The 18443-nt window shown below is 58.8% G+C and carries 18 protein-coding genes; 4 read left to right on the forward strand and 14 right to left on the reverse strand.

Translation table 11 applies throughout. The annotated features are described in order from the left end of the window. Positions 1-84 precede the first annotated feature (84 nt). A complete protein-coding gene (gene nhaA, locus ACA070_RS06165) occupies positions 85-1272 on the reverse strand; it encodes a Na+/H+ antiporter NhaA (protein WP_497450434.1) in 1188 nt (395 codons plus the stop codon). A gap of 250 nt (positions 1273-1522) precedes the next feature. On the opposite strand from nhaA, the gene ACA070_RS06170 reads away from it, so the two are divergent. Further along, on the forward strand, positions 1523-2617 hold the full coding sequence (locus tag ACA070_RS06170; RefSeq protein ID WP_497450435.1) for a PLP-dependent cysteine synthase family protein: 1095 nt from the start codon (positions 1523-1525) through the stop codon (positions 2615-2617). A 134-nt stretch (positions 2618-2751) separates the two neighbouring features. On the opposite strand, the gene ACA070_RS06175 is transcribed toward ACA070_RS06170, so the two are convergent. Both ACA070_RS06175 and ACA070_RS06180 read right to left on the reverse strand, forming a co-directional pair. After that, entirely contained in the window at positions 2752-4365 is a 1614-nt protein-coding gene (locus ACA070_RS06175) for an NAD(P)/FAD-dependent oxidoreductase (RefSeq protein WP_497450436.1), read from the reverse strand. A gap of 94 nt (positions 4366-4459) precedes the next feature. Further along, on the reverse strand, positions 4460-5116 hold the full coding sequence (locus tag ACA070_RS06180; RefSeq protein WP_497450437.1) for a COG3650 family protein: 657 nt from the start codon (positions 5114-5116) through the stop codon (positions 4460-4462). A 189-nt stretch (positions 5117-5305) separates the two neighbouring features. Between ACA070_RS06180 and ACA070_RS06185 the strand changes: the two genes are divergently transcribed. Continuing rightward, positions 5306-5653, forward strand: a complete 348-nt coding sequence (locus ACA070_RS06185) for a hypothetical protein (RefSeq protein ID WP_497450438.1) — start codon at positions 5306-5308, stop codon at positions 5651-5653. A gap of 22 nt (positions 5654-5675) precedes the next feature. Here the strand turns inward: ACA070_RS06185 and ACA070_RS06190 are convergent, their stop codons facing one another. Then, positions 5676-6275, reverse strand: a complete 600-nt coding sequence (locus tag ACA070_RS06190) for a short chain dehydrogenase (protein ID WP_497450439.1) — start codon at positions 6273-6275, stop codon at positions 5676-5678. Positions 6276-6380: 105 nt separating this feature from the next. Here ACA070_RS06190 and ACA070_RS06195 point away from each other — a divergent pair, with 105 nt between their 5' ends. Beyond that, complete coding sequence (locus ACA070_RS06195) at positions 6381-7289, forward strand: LysR family transcriptional regulator (protein ID WP_497450440.1); 909 nt, start codon at positions 6381-6383, stop codon at positions 7287-7289. Positions 7290-7446: 157 nt separating this feature from the next. On the opposite strand, the gene ACA070_RS06200 is transcribed toward ACA070_RS06195, so the two are convergent. From ACA070_RS06200 to ACA070_RS06240, 9 genes are all read right to left on the reverse strand, one after another. Then, complete coding sequence (locus ACA070_RS06200; RefSeq protein ID WP_497450441.1) at positions 7447-7941, reverse strand: DoxX family protein; 495 nt, start codon at positions 7939-7941, stop codon at positions 7447-7449. Continuing rightward, complete coding sequence (locus tag ACA070_RS06205; protein WP_497450442.1) at positions 7938-8699, reverse strand: HvfC/BufC N-terminal domain-containing protein; 762 nt, start codon at positions 8697-8699, stop codon at positions 7938-7940. The genes ACA070_RS06200 and ACA070_RS06205 overlap by 4 nt, the downstream gene beginning before the upstream one ends. Continuing rightward, positions 8696-9550, reverse strand: coding sequence for an MNIO family bufferin maturase (gene bufB / locus ACA070_RS06210; protein ID WP_497450443.1), 855 nt, complete (start codon positions 9548-9550; stop codon positions 8696-8698). Before bufB ends, ACA070_RS06205 begins: the two co-directional genes overlap by 4 nt. Before the next feature lie 26 nt (positions 9551-9576). Next, positions 9577-9885 carry a BufA1 family periplasmic bufferin-type metallophore gene (locus ACA070_RS06215; RefSeq protein WP_497450444.1) on the reverse strand — a complete coding sequence of 103 codons (309 nt, stop codon included), beginning with the start codon at positions 9883-9885 and terminating at the stop codon, positions 9577-9579. Between the two features lie 315 nt (positions 9886-10200). Then, on the reverse strand, positions 10201-10902 hold the full coding sequence (locus ACA070_RS06220) for an ABC transporter ATP-binding protein (RefSeq protein ID WP_497450445.1): 702 nt from the start codon (positions 10900-10902) through the stop codon (positions 10201-10203). Next, complete coding sequence (gene livG / locus ACA070_RS06225; RefSeq protein ID WP_497450446.1) at positions 10903-11670, reverse strand: high-affinity branched-chain amino acid ABC transporter ATP-binding protein LivG; 768 nt, start codon at positions 11668-11670, stop codon at positions 10903-10905. Beyond that, on the reverse strand, positions 11667-12923 hold the full coding sequence (locus tag ACA070_RS06230; RefSeq protein ID WP_497450447.1) for a high-affinity branched-chain amino acid ABC transporter permease LivM: 1257 nt from the start codon (positions 12921-12923) through the stop codon (positions 11667-11669). The genes livG and ACA070_RS06230 overlap by 4 nt, the downstream gene beginning before the upstream one ends. Then, positions 12920-13843: a high-affinity branched-chain amino acid ABC transporter permease LivH gene (livH, locus tag ACA070_RS06235; RefSeq protein WP_497450448.1), complete on the reverse strand. Its 924-nt coding sequence runs from the start codon at positions 13841-13843 to the stop codon at positions 12920-12922. Before livH ends, ACA070_RS06230 begins: the two co-directional genes overlap by 4 nt. A gap of 232 nt (positions 13844-14075) precedes the next feature. After that, complete coding sequence (locus tag ACA070_RS06240) at positions 14076-15203, reverse strand: branched-chain amino acid ABC transporter substrate-binding protein (RefSeq protein WP_497450449.1); 1128 nt, start codon at positions 15201-15203, stop codon at positions 14076-14078. Between the two features lie 350 nt (positions 15204-15553). Here ACA070_RS06240 and ACA070_RS06245 point away from each other — a divergent pair, with 350 nt between their 5' ends. After that, positions 15554-15859, forward strand: a complete 306-nt coding sequence (locus tag ACA070_RS06245) for a DUF2288 domain-containing protein (RefSeq protein ID WP_497450450.1) — start codon at positions 15554-15556, stop codon at positions 15857-15859. A gap of 303 nt (positions 15860-16162) precedes the next feature. Here ACA070_RS06245 and ACA070_RS06250 read toward each other — a convergent pair whose 3' ends face one another. Further along, positions 16163-18364, reverse strand: coding sequence for a hypothetical protein (locus ACA070_RS06250; RefSeq protein WP_497450451.1), 2202 nt, complete (start codon positions 18362-18364; stop codon positions 16163-16165). Positions 18365-18443 lie beyond the last annotated feature (79 nt).

An 18443-nucleotide genomic window follows, 5' to 3' on the forward strand; every position in this document is an offset into this window, starting at 1 on the left:
AAAGGGGCTGTGCGACGTTAACGAACGAGGTCAAACGTGGCTGTAGGACGAATCCTGAATGTCGCTAAGAGTGTTCTCTATCACTCAGGATTGCAGCGCGGTGCGCTTGCGGCTCGCTGCCGCCGTCACCGCATAACCGATCAAGGCCGCCAGAATCGAACCGGTCAAAATACCCATCCGATCCATCCCTGCGTATTCACTGACGCCCGGCTCAAACGCCAGGGAGCCGACAAACAAGCTCATGGTGAAGCCGATCCCGCAGAGGACCGCCACACCCAATACCTGGCCCCAGTTGGCGCCTTGGGGCAGGGCGGCGATGCCGATTTTCACGGCCAGCCAGGTCAGGCCGAACACACCGAGGGTCTTGCCCAGCAGCAGGCCAACGGCGATGCCCATCGGAACGTGGTGGGTGAAGCTTTCCATGGTCACGCCGCTCAGGGACAGGCCAGCGTTGGCGAAGGCGAACAGCGGCAGGATGCCGTAGGCCACCCAGGGATGCAGGGCGTGTTCGAGGGTCAGCAGCGGCGACGGTTCGGCGTTTTTCGTGCGCAATGGAATGCAGAACGCCAGTGTCACACCGGCCAGTGTCGCGTGGACACCGCTCTTGAGCACGCAGACCCAGAGGATCAAACCGATGATCATGTACGGCCCGAGCTTGACCACGCCGAGCCGGTTCATCGCGATCAGCGCGACGATGCAAGTTGCGGCCAATGCCAGGGAAAGGGTCGAGAGCGTGCCGGAATAGAAGATCGCAATGACGATGATGGCGCCGAGGTCGTCGATGATCGCGAGGGTCATCAGGAACAGTTTCAGCGACACCGGCACGCGCTTGCCCAGCAGGGCGAGGACACCGAGGGCGAAGGCGATGTCGGTGGCCATCGGGATGGCCCAGCCACTCAGGGCGGCCGGGTCGTCACGATTGAGAAACCAGTAGAACAGCGCCGGAACCACCATGCCACCAATCGCTGCCGCGCCGGGCAGAACGATCTGCGAAGGTTTCGACAGTTGACCGTCGAGGACTTCGCGCTTCACTTCCAGGCCGATCAGCAGGAAGAACAGGGCCATCAGGCCGTCGTTGATCCACAGCAGCGCCGGTTTGGCGATTTGCAGCGCACCGACCTGCGCCACTACCGGCGTGTCCAGAAAACTGCTGTAGAGCCACGACAACGGGGAGTTGTTGATGATCAAAGCCAGGGCTGCCGCAGCGATCAATAACAGACCGCTGGCAGCTTCCAACTGAAAGAAACGCGTGAAAGTGCTACGCAGAGGCAAGGTCGCTCTCCATCGAATAATCAAAAAGGTGGCACACCCTAACCCGTACCGTTAGTTGTTAAAACAAAAGTTATATTCTTTTTTGTTATATGCCGTTACAACGCGAAGGGCTGGCACGGACCTGAGCCTAGCAGTTGCCAGACGTATTGGGCCTCAGCTGTATCTGTGCGTGGCGTGGGATTTTTCCTAAGCTTATTGGCTGAGCCCTGCGACAAGGCCGACTCTTGTCCGATTCAACGAGAAAACCACCATGAGCGACAACCGACAGTGGGCCCGCGAAGCCATTCGGATTATCGAAGCCGACTTCCAGCGCAGCGCCGACACCCACCTGATCCCCTTGCCGCTGCCGGGTTTCCCGGGTATCGAGTTGTATTTCAAGGATGAGTCCAGCCATCCCACCGGCAGCCTCAAGCACCGACTGGCGCGCTCGTTGTTCCTCTATGCCTTGTGTAACGGCTGGCTCAAACCCGGCGCGCCCGTGATTGAAGCGTCCAGCGGTTCGACGGCGATTTCCGAAGCGTACTTCGCCAGGTTGCTGGGGTTGCCGTTCATTGCGGTGATGCCGGCGACCACGTCCAAAGAGAAGATCGCGCAGATCGCCTTTTACGGCGGCAAGAGTCACCTGGTGGACGATCCGACGCAGATATACGCCGAGTCCGAGCGCCTGGCCCGCGAGCACGACGGTCACTTCATCGACCAGTTCACCTACGCCGAACGTGCCACTGATTGGCGGGCGAACAACAACATCGCCGAGTCGATCTTCCAGCAAATGCGGTTCGAACGGCACCCGGAACCGAGCTGGCTGATTTCCAGCCCCGGCACCGGCGGCACCACCGCGACCCTCGGTCGATACGTGCGTTATCGCCAGCATTGCACCCGCGTGCTGTGCGCCGATGCCGAGCGTTCGGTGTTCTTCGATTTCTACAAGACCGGTGATGCCAGCTTGCGACTGGATCACGGTTCGCGGATTGAAGGCATTGGGCGGCCACGGGTCGAGGCGTCGTTCCTGCCCAAGGTGATCGATGCGATGGTCAAGGTGCCGGACGCGTTGTCGCTGGCGGCCATGCATTACCTGGCGCAGCATTTGGGACGTCGTGTCGGCGGATCGAGCGGGACCAACCTGATTGGCGCCTTGATGGCGGCGGGGCAGATGGCGGCGGCGGGCGAGTCGGGGTCGATCGTGGCGATTCTGTGCGATGGCGGCGAGCGTTATGAGACCAGCTATTACGATCAGGAATGGCTCAAGGCCCAGGGGTATGAGTTGAGTGGGATGATGGATGTAGTGGCGGCGAGTGTGGAGCGTGGTGAGCTGTTGCCGAATACCGTTCTACGCGCAAACATCTGATACACCGAAATCCAATGTGGGAGCGAGCTTGCTCGCGATAGCGGTAGATCAGTCAACACCTCTGTTGAATGTAAATCCTCTATCGCGAGCAAGCTCGCTCCCACAGGGTTTTGTGGTGTGTCAGGTCGTGCTGATCAGGCTTCCAGGCCGAGGATGTCGCGTGCCACGGCTTCGGCAATCCGAATCCCGTCCACACCCGCCGACAGAATCCCGCCCGCATAACCCGCGCCTTCACCCGCCGGGAACAACCCCTTTACGTTCAGGCTCTGCATCGACTCGTTACGGGTAATCCGCAGCGGCGACGAGGTGCGCGTCTCGATCCCGGTCAACACCGCGTCATGCAGCGAGTAGCCGCGAATCTGCTTCTCGAATGCCGGCAATGCTTCACGAATCGCTTCAATCGCAAACGCGGGCAGAGCCAGCGCCAGATCACCCAAGGCAACGCCTGGCTTATAGGACGGTTCAACGCTGCCCAACTCGGTGGACGCCTTGCCCGCAATGAAATCGCCAACCAGTTGCGCCGGCGCTTCGTAGTTGCTGCCGCCCAGCACAAAGGCGTGGGATTCCAGGCGTTCCTGCAACTCGATACCCGCCAGCGGGCCGCCCGGGTAATCGACTTCCGGGGTGATCCCGACGACGATCCCGGAGTTGGCATTGCGCTCGTTACGCGAGTACTGGCTCATGCCGTTGGTGACCACGCGGCCCGGCTCGGACGTCGCCGCCACCACGGTGCCGCCCGGGCACATGCAGAAGCTGTACACCGAACGGCCGTTCTTGGCGTGGTGCACCAGCTTATAGTCGGCCGCCCCGAGTTTCGGGTGGCCGGCGTATTTGCCGAGGCGCGCGCGGTCGATCAGCGACTGCGGGTGCTCGATGCGGAAACCCACCGAGAACGGCTTGGCTTCCATGAACACACCACGGCTGTGAAGCATGCGGAAGGTGTCCCTGGCGCTGTGGCCCAAGGCCAGAATCACGTGTTTCGAATGAATCCGTTCGCCGCCATTGAGCTCGACGCCGACCAGTTGGCCGTCCTCGATCAACACGTCGGTGACCCGCTGCTGGAAGCGCACATCGCCGCCCAGCGCGCGAATCTGCTCACGCATGTTTTCCACCACGCCGGTCAGGCGGAACGTACCGATGTGCGGTTTGCTGACGTAGAGGATTTCTTCCGGTGCGCCGGCCTTGACGAACTCGTGCAGGACTTTGCGGCCGATGAATTTCGGGTCCTTGATCTGGCTGTAGAGCTTGCCGTCGGAGAACGTTCCCGCGCCGCCTTCACCAAATTGCACATTGGATTCCGGGTTGAGCACGCTTTTACGCCACAGGCCCCAGGTGTCTTTAGTGCGCTGGCGCACTTCGGTGCCGCGCTCGAGGATGATCGGCTTGAAGCCCATTTGCGCGAGCAGCAGCCCGGCGAAAATCCCGCATGGACCGAAACCCACGACGACGGGACGTTGCTCAAGATCAGCCGGCGCCTGGCCGACCACTTTGTAGCTGACATCCGGCGCCACGTTGACGTTACGGTCATCGGCGAACGTGTGCAGCAGCGCGGCCTCATCCTTGGCGGTGAGGTCGATGGTGTAGATGAAGCACAGTTCAGAGGATTTTTTGCGCGCATCGTAGCTGCGCTTGAACAAGGTGAAATCGAGCAGGTCATCACTGGCGATGCCCAAGCGCTGCACGATGGCAGGGCGCAGGTCTTCTTCGGGATGGTCGATCGGCAACTTGAGTTCGGTGATTCGTAACATGACAGGATCCGGTTCGCGGGGCGCACAACTGCGCCAAGGCGTTTGAAGGCAGCGATTATAAGCCCCAAACGCCGGTCCCGTGAGGCAAAAACGATCAGTCGTTACGCGCGCCGCCGAAATACCCGCAACCGCGTTGCACCTGACCATCGATGCGCAGCTCGGCGCTCATGTGCTGGACGCTGCCGGTGGTGCTGTCGACGCAACGTTGCGGCGCGACCCACAGTTCGATGTGCTGGTTATTGGCTTCGGTGCTGAGATTGAAACGCCCATCGCCCAGCTGTTCTTCAACGTACGGCACCGCCAGGGGTGGTTGACCGGCGCGGTCGATGACCATGCCTTTGCCACTGACCTTGACGTTCCACTCGGGCGAGTGGCCGGCGGCGCGCAGGATCAGCAGTTTGAAATTGGGATCATCGCACGCGGTGCCCGAGCGTTCGACGCGGTACAACTGCTCCAGATCCAGGCGGCTATCGGCAACGATATTCCCACGCACGTCGGCGAACAGCTTGCCCTGAGCATCGGCGAGGGACGCAGCCTCTTGCAGGACGCTGGTGCCGCCGGTGTCATTGACCACATAGCTGCGCTGCTCATTGCACGGCTGGAACAGCAACTTGCCGTCCGCCGCCGTCAACTGCCCCTGCATGCGGGTCTGGACCACGTGGGAGGCGCTTTCACGCGGGCCATCCAGCAACTGACAGGCAGCGAACAACGGAAGCAGGGCAACAAGGACTACGGAACGGGCAACACGCATCTTCGGCTCTCCAGACAAGTGCCGCCACGTTACGCAGCCAGGGCGTCGATAACAAGAACAGCTTAAGTCGGTGTCAGGTGGACAGATCCTTTGCGCAATATTTTGTGAGGTGTTTTTGAGCGCAGTAGTGAACCAGGTCGGTAGATTACACAGGAATCTCAACGCTTATGAGCATAGGAACAGCGCGTCATGCACAGGAAAATCGGGGTGTTGATACTGGCAATGGCGGTGGCACAGGCGGGTTATGCGGTCGAGATTGATTTCTCGTCGGCCACTGACTTCACCAGAATGGAGATGCTTTTGAAGGACGACTATGGGGCCAACCCGGACCTCGTTCAGTTGGAGGTCACGCTCAGTCCTGAGGCGACCGAGCGAGTACAAAAGATCAGTCGTGAGTCTTTGGGTCAGCCATTGACCTTAATGATCAATGGCCTGCCCATTTCCACCGCAACCGTACATTCGGCTTTGGGGGCTCGGTTCCGGGTTGCGATGTCTCAAACCGTCGCCAAAAATCTGCTGCCCACCCTGATTGAGTGATCAGATCGCTTGAGTAGCGGACTCAGCCCACGTGAAAGGTCTGGCCTGTTTGCAAGCCTTCCACACTTTTGGCGTAGGCCAATGCCACATCCGCTGCGGGAACAGGTTTGTAGCCACGGAAGTACGGCGCGTAACTGCCCATGGCTTCGACCAGCACAGTCGGGCTGATCGAGTTAACCCGCAACCCGCGTGGCAGTTCGATGGCCGCCGCACGGACGAAGCTGTCCAGCGCGCCGTTGACCATTGCCGCCGAGGCGCCGCTGCGAATGGGGTCGTGGCTGAGCACGCCAGTGGTGAAGGTGAACGAGGCGCCGTCATTGGCGAATTCACGGCCGATCAGCAGCAGGTTGACCTGGCCCATCAGCTTGTCTTTCAGGCCCAGCGCAAAACTCTCTTCGGTCATTTCATTCAGCGGCGCGAAGGTGACGTTGCCGGCCGCGCAGACCAGAGCGTCGAACTTGCCGGTTTGCTCGAACAGTTTGCGGATCGAGGCGCTGTCGCTGATATCCACGTTGAAATCGCCGCTGTTACGGCCGATGCGGATGATTTCGTGACGCTGGGACAGTTCATTGTCGACCGCTGAACCGATGGTGCCGCCTGCGCCTATCAAAAGAATTTTCATCGTACTGTTCCTCGAAGTGGTTGAACGAGGTTGCAGTCTAGAGTGGTTTTTTCTGTTGATAAGCGCGCTAATAGGCAACCTTTGGTTTTCAAATGGAAACAATCCATGAGCGAGATGGATGATCTGGCGGCGTTCGCGGTGTTGATCGAAGCGGGCAGTTTCACCTTGGCGGCGCAACAATTGGGTTGCAGCAAGGGGCAGTTGTCCAAGCGCATCAGCCTGCTGGAAACCCGGTTCTCCGTGGTTTTGCTGCAACGCACTACCCGCCGTTTGAGTTTGACGGCGGCAGGCGCGGCGCTGTTGCCGCAAGCTCAGGCGCTGGTGGTACAAGTCGAGAAGACGCGTCAGGCATTGGCGCGTCTGAAGGACGACATGGCCGGGCCGGTGCGTATGACAGTTCCGGTATCGCTGGGGGAAACCTTCTTCGATGGCTTGTTGCTGGAGTTTTCCCGTAAGTATCCAGACGTGCAGATCGAGTTGGACCTGAGCAACAGCTACCGTGATTTGTCCCGCGACGGTTTTGATCTGGCGGTTCGCTCTGATGTCAGTAATGACGAGCGCCTGGTTGCCCGACCGCTGCTTGCCTGGCACGAAATGACCTGCGCCAGCCCGGCCTATCTCGAACAGTACGGCGAACCGCAGACGCCCCAGGCGTTGGCCGAGCATCGCTGCCTGCTCAACAGCCATTACAGCGGTCGCGAAGAATGGCTCTATCACCAGCAGCACGAGTTGCTGCGGGTGCGGGTGTCGGGGCCGTTTGCCAGCAATCACTACAACCTGCTGAAAAAAGCGGCACTGGCCGGCGCCGGCATTGCGCGGTTGCCTTCTTACCTGCTGCAAGCGGAACTGGCTGACGGGCGATTGCGCTGGCTCCTGCGCGATTATCAGACGCGGAGCATGCCGATGTACCTGGTGCATCCGTATCAGGGGGGACTGCCGAAACGCACCCAAGTGTTGGCGGACTACCTGATCGACTGGTTCAAACGCAGCGGCGAGGCGTTGGCCCGCCTTTGACTTCGCACTGACTTTGTAGCAGCTGCCGAAGGCTGCGTTCGGCTGCGCAGCAGACGTGAGATCAGTCGCTGCGATCTGTCAGGTAAACCGCATTTCCGGATTTTGCGACCGCTTCGCGTTCGAACGCAGCCTTCGGCAGCTGCTACATGGGGCTGCGTTAGCGGGAGAAATGTCGGGCGATCAGGTGATCAATCGACAATTTCCCCGGCCCTGTGGCCATCAGGTACAGAAGCACCGCAGCCCAAGTGCCATGGGTTGGATAAGCATCGGGGTACACAAACAGTTGAATGGTCAGGGTCATGCCCAGCAAGGCCAGCGCCGAGAACCGCGTGGCGAAGCCGATCAGGATCAGCATCGGGAAGAAATGCTCGGCGAAGGCTGCCAGGTGCGCCGCCAGTTCCGGGGACAGCAACGGCACGTGGTACTCGCTCTGGAACAGCGGGATGGTCGAGTCCGCCAGGTGTGGCACGCCAAGCTGGAAGGAGCCGTCGAACAGGTCGATGGCCAGGCCTTCGACCTTGGTTTGCCCGGACTTCCAGAACACCGCGGCGATGGAGAAACGCGCGATAAAGGCGATCAGGCTGTGGGGGATCATCTCCAGCAACGCGATAGCGCGGGCGATGGGGTTCTGTGATTCAGTCCGGGTGTTCATGGCGATACCTTGTTTTTGTGTAAATGAGTGATGGCGTTGCGACTGATCAGCAGCGCCAGGGTTTGGCCAAGGTCGAAGGCGGGGGCCGCTTCCAGCGCCTGCATTAGCGACTGGCCGTTTTGCAGGTTCTGGATGAATGCGCTGGCACCCTGATCAATGGCAAATACCTCAACCTCCAGACCGTGACGCAGCACCAGCGCGTGCTGTCCGTGGTTCAGATCAATTTCTGCCAGCGTCGCGTCCTGTTGATGCGCAGCCCAGATCGCGACCACGGCGTAGGTTGAATTCAACAGGTTGAGGGAGGGATGAAGTTCGACGGTGAGCTCGCTCAGGGCATGCGGATCGGCGAGTTCCGCGGCGAACTGTTCGTTGCCCACGCCTTGCGCATCAGCGGCGTGATAGGCCACGACTCGCTGGCGTTCCAATCGGGCAACATCGGCCAGATAATGCACGCTGGCGGCGGGCGCAAAGCCTTCGATGAAGGCTGCGAAATCATGGCCGTAGCGATTCATCAACGGGCTCCGGGGCGGGGTGCTTTGCACATAGATCCCGCCCATGGCGCGGAAGAACTCTTCGCCAACCAATTGCACGACCACGGGGTAACTGTCCGCCAATGCGTTGATCAGCGAGCTCTGCACATTGTTGCGATACACCGCAAAACGGCTGGCCGGATCAGCGCCATTTGCACTGAATAATCCGTTGGGGCAGGGCCGCTCTGGATCGAACAGGGCGGCGGCGAAATCGGCGTGATTGCTCATGACCGGACCTCGGCGCACAGCAACAACTCATCGGCCTGACGCGCTTCGGCGTGCAGCACGCTAAAGGCCGGCAGTTGGTTGTCGCGTTCGATCAGCGTCGCCATCGGACCGACGCGCTCCAGCACTTGTACGTACAGCGCCCACACGGCGTTATCGATAGGCGCGCCGTGATCGTCGATCAGCAGACGGTCACCGAGGCTGTCGGTGTCTTCGGCAAATCCGGCCAGATGAATCTCACCGACCGCGTGAAGGGGCAGGGCGTCGATGTAGGCCAAAGGGTCGCGTTGATGATTGATGCTCGATACGTAGACGTTGTTCACGTCCAGTAACAACCCACAACCGGTGCGGCGAATGACTTCGCTGATGAAGTCGGCCTCATCGATCGTCGAGTGCTTGAACGCCAGATACGTCGCCGGATTCTCCAGCAGCATTGGGCGCTTGAGCGTGGTCTGCACCTGATCGATGTGTTCGCAGACGCGTTTCAGCGTTGCGTTGTCGTAGGCCAGCGGCAGCAGGTCATTGAGAAACACCGGGCCATGGCTGGACCAGGCCAGGTGTTCGGAAAAGGAGTGGGGTTGATAGCGCTCGATCAGCTCGGCAAGGCGTTGCAGGTGTTGAAGGTCCAGCGGACCTTCGGCACCGATGGACAGGCCAACGCCATGCAGCGACAGCGGATACTGCTCGCGGATCAACCCCAGATAGTGATGAAAAGGGCCGCCGGCCACCATGTAGTTTTCGGCGTGGACTTCGAAGAAACCGATGTCCGGTTGTGCACCGAGCACTTCACGAAAGTGCCCGGTCTTGAGCCCCAGCCCGGCGCGGGGCGGGAGCCCGAACGGTGAATTGTTCATGGTCGACACTCAGGCTGGGAGGCTGATCAGGCTTTGGCTTTGAAAGCTTCCATCTGACCGAAACCGGTCGGCGAAGTCTTGCTTTCGGTGGTGGCGCAGGTGCCTTTCGGAACGAGTTTCCAGGCGTTGGTCTGGTGGTCGGTTTTCGCGGTGCCTGCGCACGTGGTGCCAGCGCCAGCTGCGCAATCGTTATGACCTTTCATGGCCACGCCGAAACATTTTTCCATGTTGCTGTTGTCGGCGGCCTGGACGGTGGAGACAGCGGCCATGCTCAGCGCAGAACCAAGGGCCAGAACGAGGGCGGTGGCGGACAGGGTGCGGGTGGTAGCAGTCATGATGTTTCTCCGTTGTTTGAGTTTTGGTAAGCCGCGTTTGTGCTGGCTTACCCCTCTAGAGAAAGGTCATCGCGATGCGTTACAGCTGACTGCGAAACTTTTTTGAAATGTGCAGAAAACGGCTATCCCGAACACCCCAAATCCCTTGTGGGAGTGACCCTGCTCGCGATAGCTGTTTCAGATTCAACAGTTTTGTTGACTGACACACCGCTATCGCGAGCAGGCTCGCTCCCACAGGGGATCTTTATTGTCAGGAGGGTTTGCGCCAGCCACAAAAAAACGGCCCGAAGGCCGTTTTTTGTTTACCGCAAAGACTCAACCACCCAGATACGCTTCACGCACTTTCGGATCAGTCAGCAGCGCTTCCCCAGTGCCTTGCATCACCACCCGTCCGTTCTCCAGAACGTACGCACGGTCGGCAATTTTCAGCGCCTGGTTGGCGTTCTGCTCTACCAGGAACACGGTCACGCCATCCTTGCGCAGCTGTTCGATGATGTCGAAGATCTGCTGGATGATGATCGGTGCCAGGCCCAGCGATGGCTCGTCGAGCAGCAGCAGTTTGGGTTTGCTCATCAGCGCACGGCCGATGGCGAGCATTTGCTGTTCGCCGCCCGACATGGTGCCGCCGCGTTGGGCAAAGCGTTCTTTCAGGCGTGGGAAAAGTCCGAGAACCTTGTCCATCTGCTCCTGATAATCGCCCTTGTTGGTAAAGAATCCGCCCATGGACAGGTTCTCTTCCACAGTCAGACGGGCAAACACCCGACGACCTTCCGGCACGACCGCGATGCTTTTACGCATGATCTGCGACGAGTCCAGGCCGACGAGCTCTTCGCCCATGTAGCGGATGCTGCCGCTGTGCGCCTGCGGTGACCCGCAGAGCGTCATCAGCAGGGTCGACTTGCCGGCACCGTTGGCGCCGATCAGGGTCACGATCTCGCCCTGGCGGACTTCGACGTTGACGCTGTGCAGCGCCTGGATCTTGCCGTAGAAGGTGGAAACGTTTTCGAATTGCAGCATTTACGCTTCCCCCAGGTAGGCTTTGATCACTTCAGGATTGTCACGGATCTGTTCCGGCGTGCCGTCGGCCAGAGGCGTGCCCTGATTGATCACGACGATGTGGTCGGAAATGCTCATGACCAGTTTCATGTCGTGTTCGATCAGCAGCACGGTAACGTTGTGCTCTTCACGCAGCATGCTGATCAGCGCCTTGAGGTCCTCGGTTTCCTTCGGGTTCAGGCCGGCGGCCGGTTCGTCGAGCATGAGGATCCGCGGGCGGGTCATCATGCAGCGGGCGATTTCCAGGCGACGTTGCTGACCGTAGGCCAGGGTGCCGGCCGGACGGTTGGCAAACTCCTTGAGGTTGACCTTGTCCAGCCAGAACTCGGCGAATTCCATCGCCTCGCGCTCGCTCTTGCGGAACCCTGGAGTCTTGAACAGGCCTGCCAGGAAGTTGGTGTTCAGGTGACGGTGCTGCGCGATCAAGAGGTTCTCGACCGCGGTCATGTCCTTGAACAACCGCACGTTCTGGAAGGTGCGCACCACGCCTTTGAGGGCGATCTTGTGGCCTGGCAGGCCTTCGATCGGTTCGCCGTCCAGCAGGATGCTGCCGCCACTCGGTTTGTAGAAACCGGTCAGGCAGTTGAACACCGTGGTTTTGCCGGCGCCGTTAGGGCCGATCAACGCAACTACCTGTTTTTCTTTCACGGTCAGGGCTACGCCGTTGACCGCCAGCAAGCCGCCGAAGCGCATGCTCAGATTTTCGACTTTAAGGATCTCGCGGCTCATTTGCGCAGCTCCATGTGAGGACGTTGCATGGGCAGCAGGCCTTGAGGACGCCAGATCATCATCAGCACCATCAAGGCGCCGAACATCAACATACGGTACTCACTGAATTCACGCATCATTTCAGGCAGCAGGATCATCACCACGGCAGCCAGAATTACGCCCAGTTGCGAGCCCATGCCACCCAATACAACGATGGCGAGAATGATCGCCGACTCGATGAAGGTGAACGACTCCGGTGTCACCAGGCCCTGACGGGCAGCGAAGAAGCTGCCGGCAAAACCGGCGAATGCCGCGCCGAGGGTGAAGGCCGACAGCTTGATGACCGTTGGGTTGAGACCCAGCGCACGGCAGGCGATTTCGTCTTCACGCAACGCTTCCCAGGCACGGCCGATCGGCATGCGCAGCAAACGGTTGATGACGAACAACGCGCCGAGGGCCAGCAACAGAGCAACCAGGTACAGGAAAATCACCTTGTTGATCGAGTTGTATTCCAGGCCGAAGTACTCGTGGAACGTCTGCATGCCTTCGGCCGCTTTGCGCTCGAAGGTCAGGCCGAAGAACGTCGGCTTCTCGATGTTGCTGATGCCGTTCGGGCCGCCAGTGATATCGGTGAGGTTACGCAGGAACAGACGAATGATTTCACCGAAGCCCAGAGTCACGATCGCCAGATAGTCGCCGCGCAGACGCAGTACCGGGAAGCCGAGCAGGAAGCCGAAAGTGGCCGCCATCAGGCCGGCGATCGGCAGACAGATCCAGAACCCCAGACCCAGATAGTGCGACAGCAATGCATAGCTGTACGCCCCGACGGCATAGAAGCCGACGTAACCCAGGTCGAGCAGGCCGGCCAGGCCGACCACGATGTTCAGGCCGAGGCCGAGCATCACGTAGATCAGCACCAGCGTGGCGATATCCACCGCACCGCGAGAACCGAAGAACGGCCAGACCAGGGCGCCGGCGATCAACGCAATGATGATCCAGCGTTGAGTGCTTGGCAGGGTCAGGAAGTTGCTGGTCTTGGCCGGGATCAACGGCATGTTTGGCGAGGAACGCCAGGCCGAACTGATCTGGTGGTCGAACAGCACGCGCAAGAACATCAGCACCGAGCACAACGCGATGGTGATCAGTGTGGCGTTACTGGTGCCATGAACTTCGAGGTGGATGCCGACAATGGTCAGCTTCAGACCCAGTACCGGGTAGGCCACGGCCCATACCAGCAAGGCACTGAACAGTGCCTGTTTAAGATTCCTAGTCATACTTTTTCAACCTCCGGACGGCCCAGAATGCCGGTCGGCCGGAACAACAGAACCAGAACCAACAAGCCGAAAGCCACGACGTCCTTGTACTGGTCGCCGAAGATATCGGCACCAAAGGCTTCCGCCACCCCTAGCACCAACCCACCGAGCATGGCCCCGGGGATACTGCCGATACCGCCCAGTACCGCAGCAGTAAACGCCTTGAGTCCGACGAGGAACCCGGCGTTCGGGTTGATCACACCGTACTGCATGCTCAGCAAAACGGCCGCGATGGCTGCCAGTGCGGCACCGATGACGAAGGTCAGGGCGATGATGTTGTTGGTATTGATACCCAGCAGGTTGGCCATCTTGATGTCTTCGGCACAGGCGCGGCAGGCACGACCCAGGCGAGAGCGGGAGATGAACAGTGTCAAGCCGAGCATGGCGACCAGGGTCACCACGAACACCACGATTTGCATGTAGGAAATCAGCACTTCATGTGCGCCACCTGGCCCGAAGGTGAAGTTGCCGGGGATCAGGTTGGCTATGGATTTGTCCTTGGAGTCTTGCGCCAGCAGAACCGTGTTCTGCAGGAAGATCGACATGCCGATGGCGGAAATCAGCGGGATCAGACGGTTGCTGCCGCGCAAGGGGCGGTAGGCGACGCGTTCGATGCTGTAACCGTAGGCACTGGTCACGACGATGGTCGCGATGAAAGCAGCGGTAATCAACAGCGGAACGCTGTCGAGTCCCAGCATGGCCAGCCCGGCGATGGCGATGAACGCCACGTAGGAGCCGATCATGTACACCTCGCCGTGGGCGAAGTTGATCATTCCAATGATGCCGTAAACCATCGTATAGCCGATGGCGATCAGGGCATACGTGCTGCCAATGGTCAGGCCATTAACCAGCTGTTGGAGGAAGTGATAGATGTCAGGCATTACAGCGCTCCTAAAAACCTGATACGCATTTCACTGGTGGAGTCATTTTCCCGCTCGAGCCCCGTGGATCTGCATCCACTTCGAACGCGAGGTTTGCCAGCGAACCGCTGATGACGGTTTTGAGATTTTCAGGTGGGGAGGCTGGCGGATCACGCCAGCACGGCCCAGTACATTTGTAAAACAAAGCCCACGGCACGCCGTGGGCTTTATTGGCAGTCAGTCAGGCAAGGCCTTACTGAGGCTTGGCTTCAGTTTTCGGTTTGCCGAAGTGCCACTCGTAAACCACAAATTTGAAGTCTTTCAGGTCGCCCTTGGCGTCGAAGCTCAGGTCGCCAGTCGGGGTTTTGAACGTGCCGGCGTGGATAGCTTCAGCCACTTTGGCAGCGTCTTCACTCTTGGCAGCCTTGATACCGTCTGCGATCACGGTCACCGCCGAGTAGGCCGGGAACACGAACGGACCGCTCGGGTCTTCTTTCTTGGCTTTGAAGGCGTCAGCCAGGGCAATGTTGGCCGGATCCTGGTCGAAGGATTTCGGCAGGGTCACCAGCAGACCTTCGGAGGCCTTCTGAGCGATCTGCGAAATCGAGTCGTTACCCACGCCTTCCGGACCCATGAACTTGGCTTTCAGGCCTTTTTCATCCGCCTGGCGCAGGATCAGACCCAGCTCAGGGTGGTAGCCGCCGTAGTAAACGAAGTCGACGTTGGCTTGTTTGAGTTTCTGGATGATCGAAGAGAAATCCTTGTCGCCGGCGTTGATGCCTTCGAACACGGCAACCTTGACGCCTTTGCCTTCCAGTGTGGTTTTAACGGCGGTGGCGATGCCTTCACCGTATTGCTGTTTGTCGTGCAGGACAGCAACGATTTTCGGTTTGACGTGATCGGCAATGTAGTTACCGGCGGCAGGGCCCTGGGCGCTGTCCAGACCGATGGTGCGGAACACCATTTTGTAACCACGGGCGGTGATGTCCGGGCTGGTGGCAGCCGGGGTGATCATGATCACGCCTTCGTCTTCGTAGATGTCCGAAGCCGGTTGAGTGGAGCTGGAGCACAGGTGACCGACCACGAACTTGACGCCGTCGTTGACGACTTTGTTCGCGACCGCTACCGCTTGTTTTGGATCACAGGCGTCATCGTATTCAACGGCGACCAGTTGCTTGCCGTCTACGCCGCCTTTGGCGTTGATCTGTTCGATGGCCATTTTGGCGCCACTGAACTGCATGTCGCCGTATTGGGCTACAGGACCGGTTTTAGGGCCGGCGATGCCGATCTTGATGGTGTCAGCTGCGAACGAATGGCTGGCAACCCCGGCCAGAACCATAGCGGCAAACAGTTTGGAAATCTGCTTAGTAGCCTTAGTCATAGTGCTCCACTCTTACTGTTGTAGTTTTTATAGTCCTGGCGCCGTAGCAGCAGAACCGGGTCAGATATCTTCGATATCCTCCGGAAAATGCCCCCGGCAACTGTACCGGTACAGTGTAGAGCGCCAATTGTTAGCCTGGGAAGCTGGCGTCAGGGGGCAAATCCAGAGGGTGTCGCTTTATTGAAAGAAAAAGACAGAATTGCGGCGGGATGTTAGCTGGCTAATTGCTTGATTCAGCAGCATTCCCTGGCTTTCCTGCTCTTTTCTTTCGGTGACTCAATTGCATCCGGGTTTTTCTGCCAGACCACCGACGTTATCATTCGCATCGATTTCTTTTCCGGACAGCGCCCATGAATCAAGAACCTAGCACCCTCTATGCCAAGCTGCTTGGTGAAACCGCATCTATTACGTGGAAAGAGTTGGAGCCCTTCTTCGCCAAGGGTGCCCTATTGTGGGTCGACGCTGGCCTGGATTTGATCGCCGCCGCCGAAGCCGTGGCAACGGATGAAGGCGAGAAAGTGGCTGCCTGGCTGGCTGCCGACAAGGTCGCCAAGCTGTCTGAAACACGGGCGCTGGATCTTTTTGAGCGCGACCCCGAGCTGTGGGCAGTGGTGGTTTCACCTTGGATTCTGATCCAGGAAAGGGCGACGAGCTGACTGTCTGCACTTTATTGGTGCGCAGGGTCGGCGACTAAAAGTGTGTAGGTGAGTAGCGTGATGGCACGTTGCCGTAGAGAAAGGCCACAGAAGGGTCTTGGCGAGGGTGACGTAAACGTAACGGGAACAGTTTATTGAGCAGCCTTTGGGCTGCTTAATTGTTTCTGGATGTTGGGATTTGTGCTGAATCCTGTGCCGCCATCGCGAGCAGGCTCGCTCCCACAGTTGACCGCGTTCCTTCAGAAGAAATGCGATCCCTGTGGGAGCGAGCCTGCTCGCGATTGGCCGCGACGCCGAATTGCGTCAGACCGAGAACGTCTTGCCAGTATGGTTATTCAGCGAAATAACCTTGGTCTTGCCAATCCGGTGACGGTAGATCTCACGCAGGTACTTGATCGCCTTCTTCACGCAATCACGCGACAAACGAATGTCGTTGATCGAGACAAACTTGTCTTTGTCGTTGATCAGCTCGCGGTACTTCTTCTCGTACATCGGTTTGATCGCGTACCAGTTGGTATCAAGGATCTTCGCCGGGTTCTCGAACTCATTGAGCAAGTCGTCGATCAGGTCTTCGTCGAATTCTTCATTGATGATGAAGTCCAGGATCGAGTTATCCAGCGTGTCGTCGAAGCGGTACGGGTTTTTCGCGAAGCAGCGCTTGATGAAGGCCACGATCAGCGTCAGGAAGTCGTCCGACAGGCACGGGCTCTTGGCGATCAGGGTGGTCAACGACAAGTTGGCCGATGCACCGATCACCAGCGCATAACGCTTGAGCGTGGTGTTCGGGAACAGGCTGTTGAGGTGGGTCTTCAACCGGTTCAGGTCCATGTAGGACAGCTTGTAGTCTTTGGGCAGCGAAACTATCGAGACCACCGACGAGCAGTTCTTGAAGAAGTGCAGGTCGTGCAACGCGGCCGCGTCGTAACCGGAATTCTTGTACTGCTCCAGCGAGGCGCGATAACGCTTGGACTCGATCGGCAACAGGCTGATGCCTTCGATCGCCTGGGTCACTTTGTTGAAGTGCGGCAGGTCGATAGAGCGGAAGAACAAGTCGTCGATGTTCAGACGCTGCGGTTCTTTTTCGAACACCTTGAACTTGTCGCTGCTCGGCGGCGGGGTTTCCGGCACCACGGACTCGGCGTAGGCAATCGCCACCGGGCCGGCCAGACTCATGAACAAGTCGTTGGCGTCGAGACGAATGGTTTCACCGATGTCGATGCCGGCACGACGGAAATAGTTCTGGTCGTAGTCAGTCGTGACCGCCTGCGCCGTCAGAATGTTGAAGATCTGCTGCGAGATGTATTGGTTGGCGTGCTTTTCCATCGCGTTGACGTCGATGTTCTGGATGTTGCCATCATCGCTTTCTTCGGCATAACGCATGATGTCGTTGGAGATCAGCATCATGGCGTTCCATGGGCGAATACGGCCCATGACGCTGGCTTCGCTGCTGTCTTCGTTGGCGAAGTTGTAGGAGAAGTCCCACTCTTCCGACAGGTATTTGCACAGCAGGCGACCGGCGTTGATGTGCAGCGCCTCGGACATTTCACTGCGGTGATCGGAAATGTTCGGCAGCACGCAGATGCCGCTGGTGAAGATCGGCTCGAAGACGAAGGAGTGACCGCTCTTGCCGTCGTGTTCATCCATCGGCTTGGTGTCGAACGTCTTGTTCATGTACGAGTGCTGCTGGGCGAGGCCGAATTCCGAGGCCATGCCCGAACCGGTACCGCCGCCGGCACTGAAAATCGAGAAATACAGGCGCGACTGGTTGGCCTTGATGCCGCAGCTGTCGATCAGGTACGAGTGAATCATTTTCCAGTCAGGGCTGGAGAAACGCTGGGTGTCCTTGTTCAGGATGATCTTGGCCAGGTACTGACCGAGGATCGGCGCGTTACCGGCGCCACCGGCGTGGACTTCCGACAAGTCCATGATCTTCATTTTGCTGTAGTCGCGCAGAAAGCCGCTCTTTTCGCCCTTGCGTGAGAAGCGGATACGACCGGCGATGTCTTTGTCCAGGTCGCCGAGCATCACCAGCGGTTCTACCAGGAACACCGGCTTGGTGGCCTTGTTCGTCCCCAGACGCAGGTTGTTGCGGATCCACTGCGCCGGGCTGTAACCCTTTTCGGCGTAGCGTTTGTCCGGCGACAGACGGTCTTCGTTGTTGAATTCGTTGAGGTAAAACTTGCGGGCGTTGTACACCAGCTCCGCGACGTCCAGCGCAATGTTGGAACCGCAACGTCCCAGGCCGATCAGGCACACCGAGGGGAATTCCTGGTCGTTGTGCTGTTCGTTGTCGCCTTCCAGGTGCGGTGGGCGCGGGAACACCATGTCGCGCAGGCCATTGAGGTTATCGAGGATGCGATCGGTGTTGGTTTCGGTGAAATACAGGTATTGCTGACTGGCCAGCGGACGCGACGGGATCAATGGCTTCGACGATGAGGGGCTGTTCGCTGCGGGGCTCAGTGTCAGATCGGAAACCGTAGTGGCCGGATTATTTTTAGAAGTCATTGGGCGCCATGTACCTGGGCTGGTTAGTTCGGCGACACAGTGTCGTCGAACCTTCACGGATAGGATCTCGCGACTTTTT

This window comes from Pseudomonas sp. LBUM1678 (assembly GCF_059695575.1).

Bases quoted from the DNA above. Each gene is read 5' to 3' on its own strand.
- ACA070_RS06170 (WP_497450435.1), top strand. From the start codon at position 1,523: ATGAGCGACAACCGACAGTGGGCCCGCGAAGCCATTCGGATTATCGAA.
- ACA070_RS06175 (WP_497450436.1), bottom strand. From the start codon at position 4,365: ATGTTACGAATCACCGAACTCAAGTTGCCGATCGACCATCCCGAAGAA.
- ACA070_RS06180 (WP_497450437.1), bottom strand. From the start codon at position 5,116: ATGCGTGTTGCCCGTTCCGTAGTCCTTGTTGCCCTGCTTCCGTTGTTC.
- ACA070_RS06185 (WP_497450438.1), top strand. From the start codon at position 5,306: ATGCACAGGAAAATCGGGGTGTTGATACTGGCAATGGCGGTGGCACAG.
- ACA070_RS06190 (WP_497450439.1), bottom strand. From the start codon at position 6,275: ATGAAAATTCTTTTGATAGGCGCAGGCGGCACCATCGGTTCAGCGGTC.
- ACA070_RS06195 (WP_497450440.1), top strand. From the start codon at position 6,381: ATGAGCGAGATGGATGATCTGGCGGCGTTCGCGGTGTTGATCGAAGCG.
- ACA070_RS06200 (WP_497450441.1), bottom strand. From the start codon at position 7,941: ATGAACACCCGGACTGAATCACAGAACCCCATCGCCCGCGCTATCGCG.
- ACA070_RS06205 (WP_497450442.1), bottom strand. From the start codon at position 8,699: ATGAGCAATCACGCCGATTTCGCCGCCGCCCTGTTCGATCCAGAGCGG.
- bufB (WP_497450443.1), bottom strand. From the start codon at position 9,550: ATGAACAATTCACCGTTCGGGCTCCCGCCCCGCGCCGGGCTGGGGCTC.
- ACA070_RS06215 (WP_497450444.1), bottom strand. From the start codon at position 9,885: ATGACTGCTACCACCCGCACCCTGTCCGCCACCGCCCTCGTTCTGGCC.
- ACA070_RS06220 (WP_497450445.1), bottom strand. From the start codon at position 10,902: ATGCTGCAATTCGAAAACGTTTCCACCTTCTACGGCAAGATCCAGGCG.
- livG (WP_497450446.1), bottom strand. From the start codon at position 11,670: ATGAGCCGCGAGATCCTTAAAGTCGAAAATCTGAGCATGCGCTTCGGC.
- ACA070_RS06230 (WP_497450447.1), bottom strand. From the start codon at position 12,923: ATGACTAGGAATCTTAAACAGGCACTGTTCAGTGCCTTGCTGGTATGG.
- livH (WP_497450448.1), bottom strand. From the start codon at position 13,843: ATGCCTGACATCTATCACTTCCTCCAACAGCTGGTTAATGGCCTGACC.
- ACA070_RS06240 (WP_497450449.1), bottom strand. From the start codon at position 15,203: ATGACTAAGGCTACTAAGCAGATTTCCAAACTGTTTGCCGCTATGGTT.
- ACA070_RS06245 (WP_497450450.1), top strand. From the start codon at position 15,554: ATGAATCAAGAACCTAGCACCCTCTATGCCAAGCTGCTTGGTGAAACC.
- ACA070_RS06250 (WP_497450451.1), bottom strand. From the start codon at position 18,364: ATGACTTCTAAAAATAATCCGGCCACTACGGTTTCCGATCTGACACTG.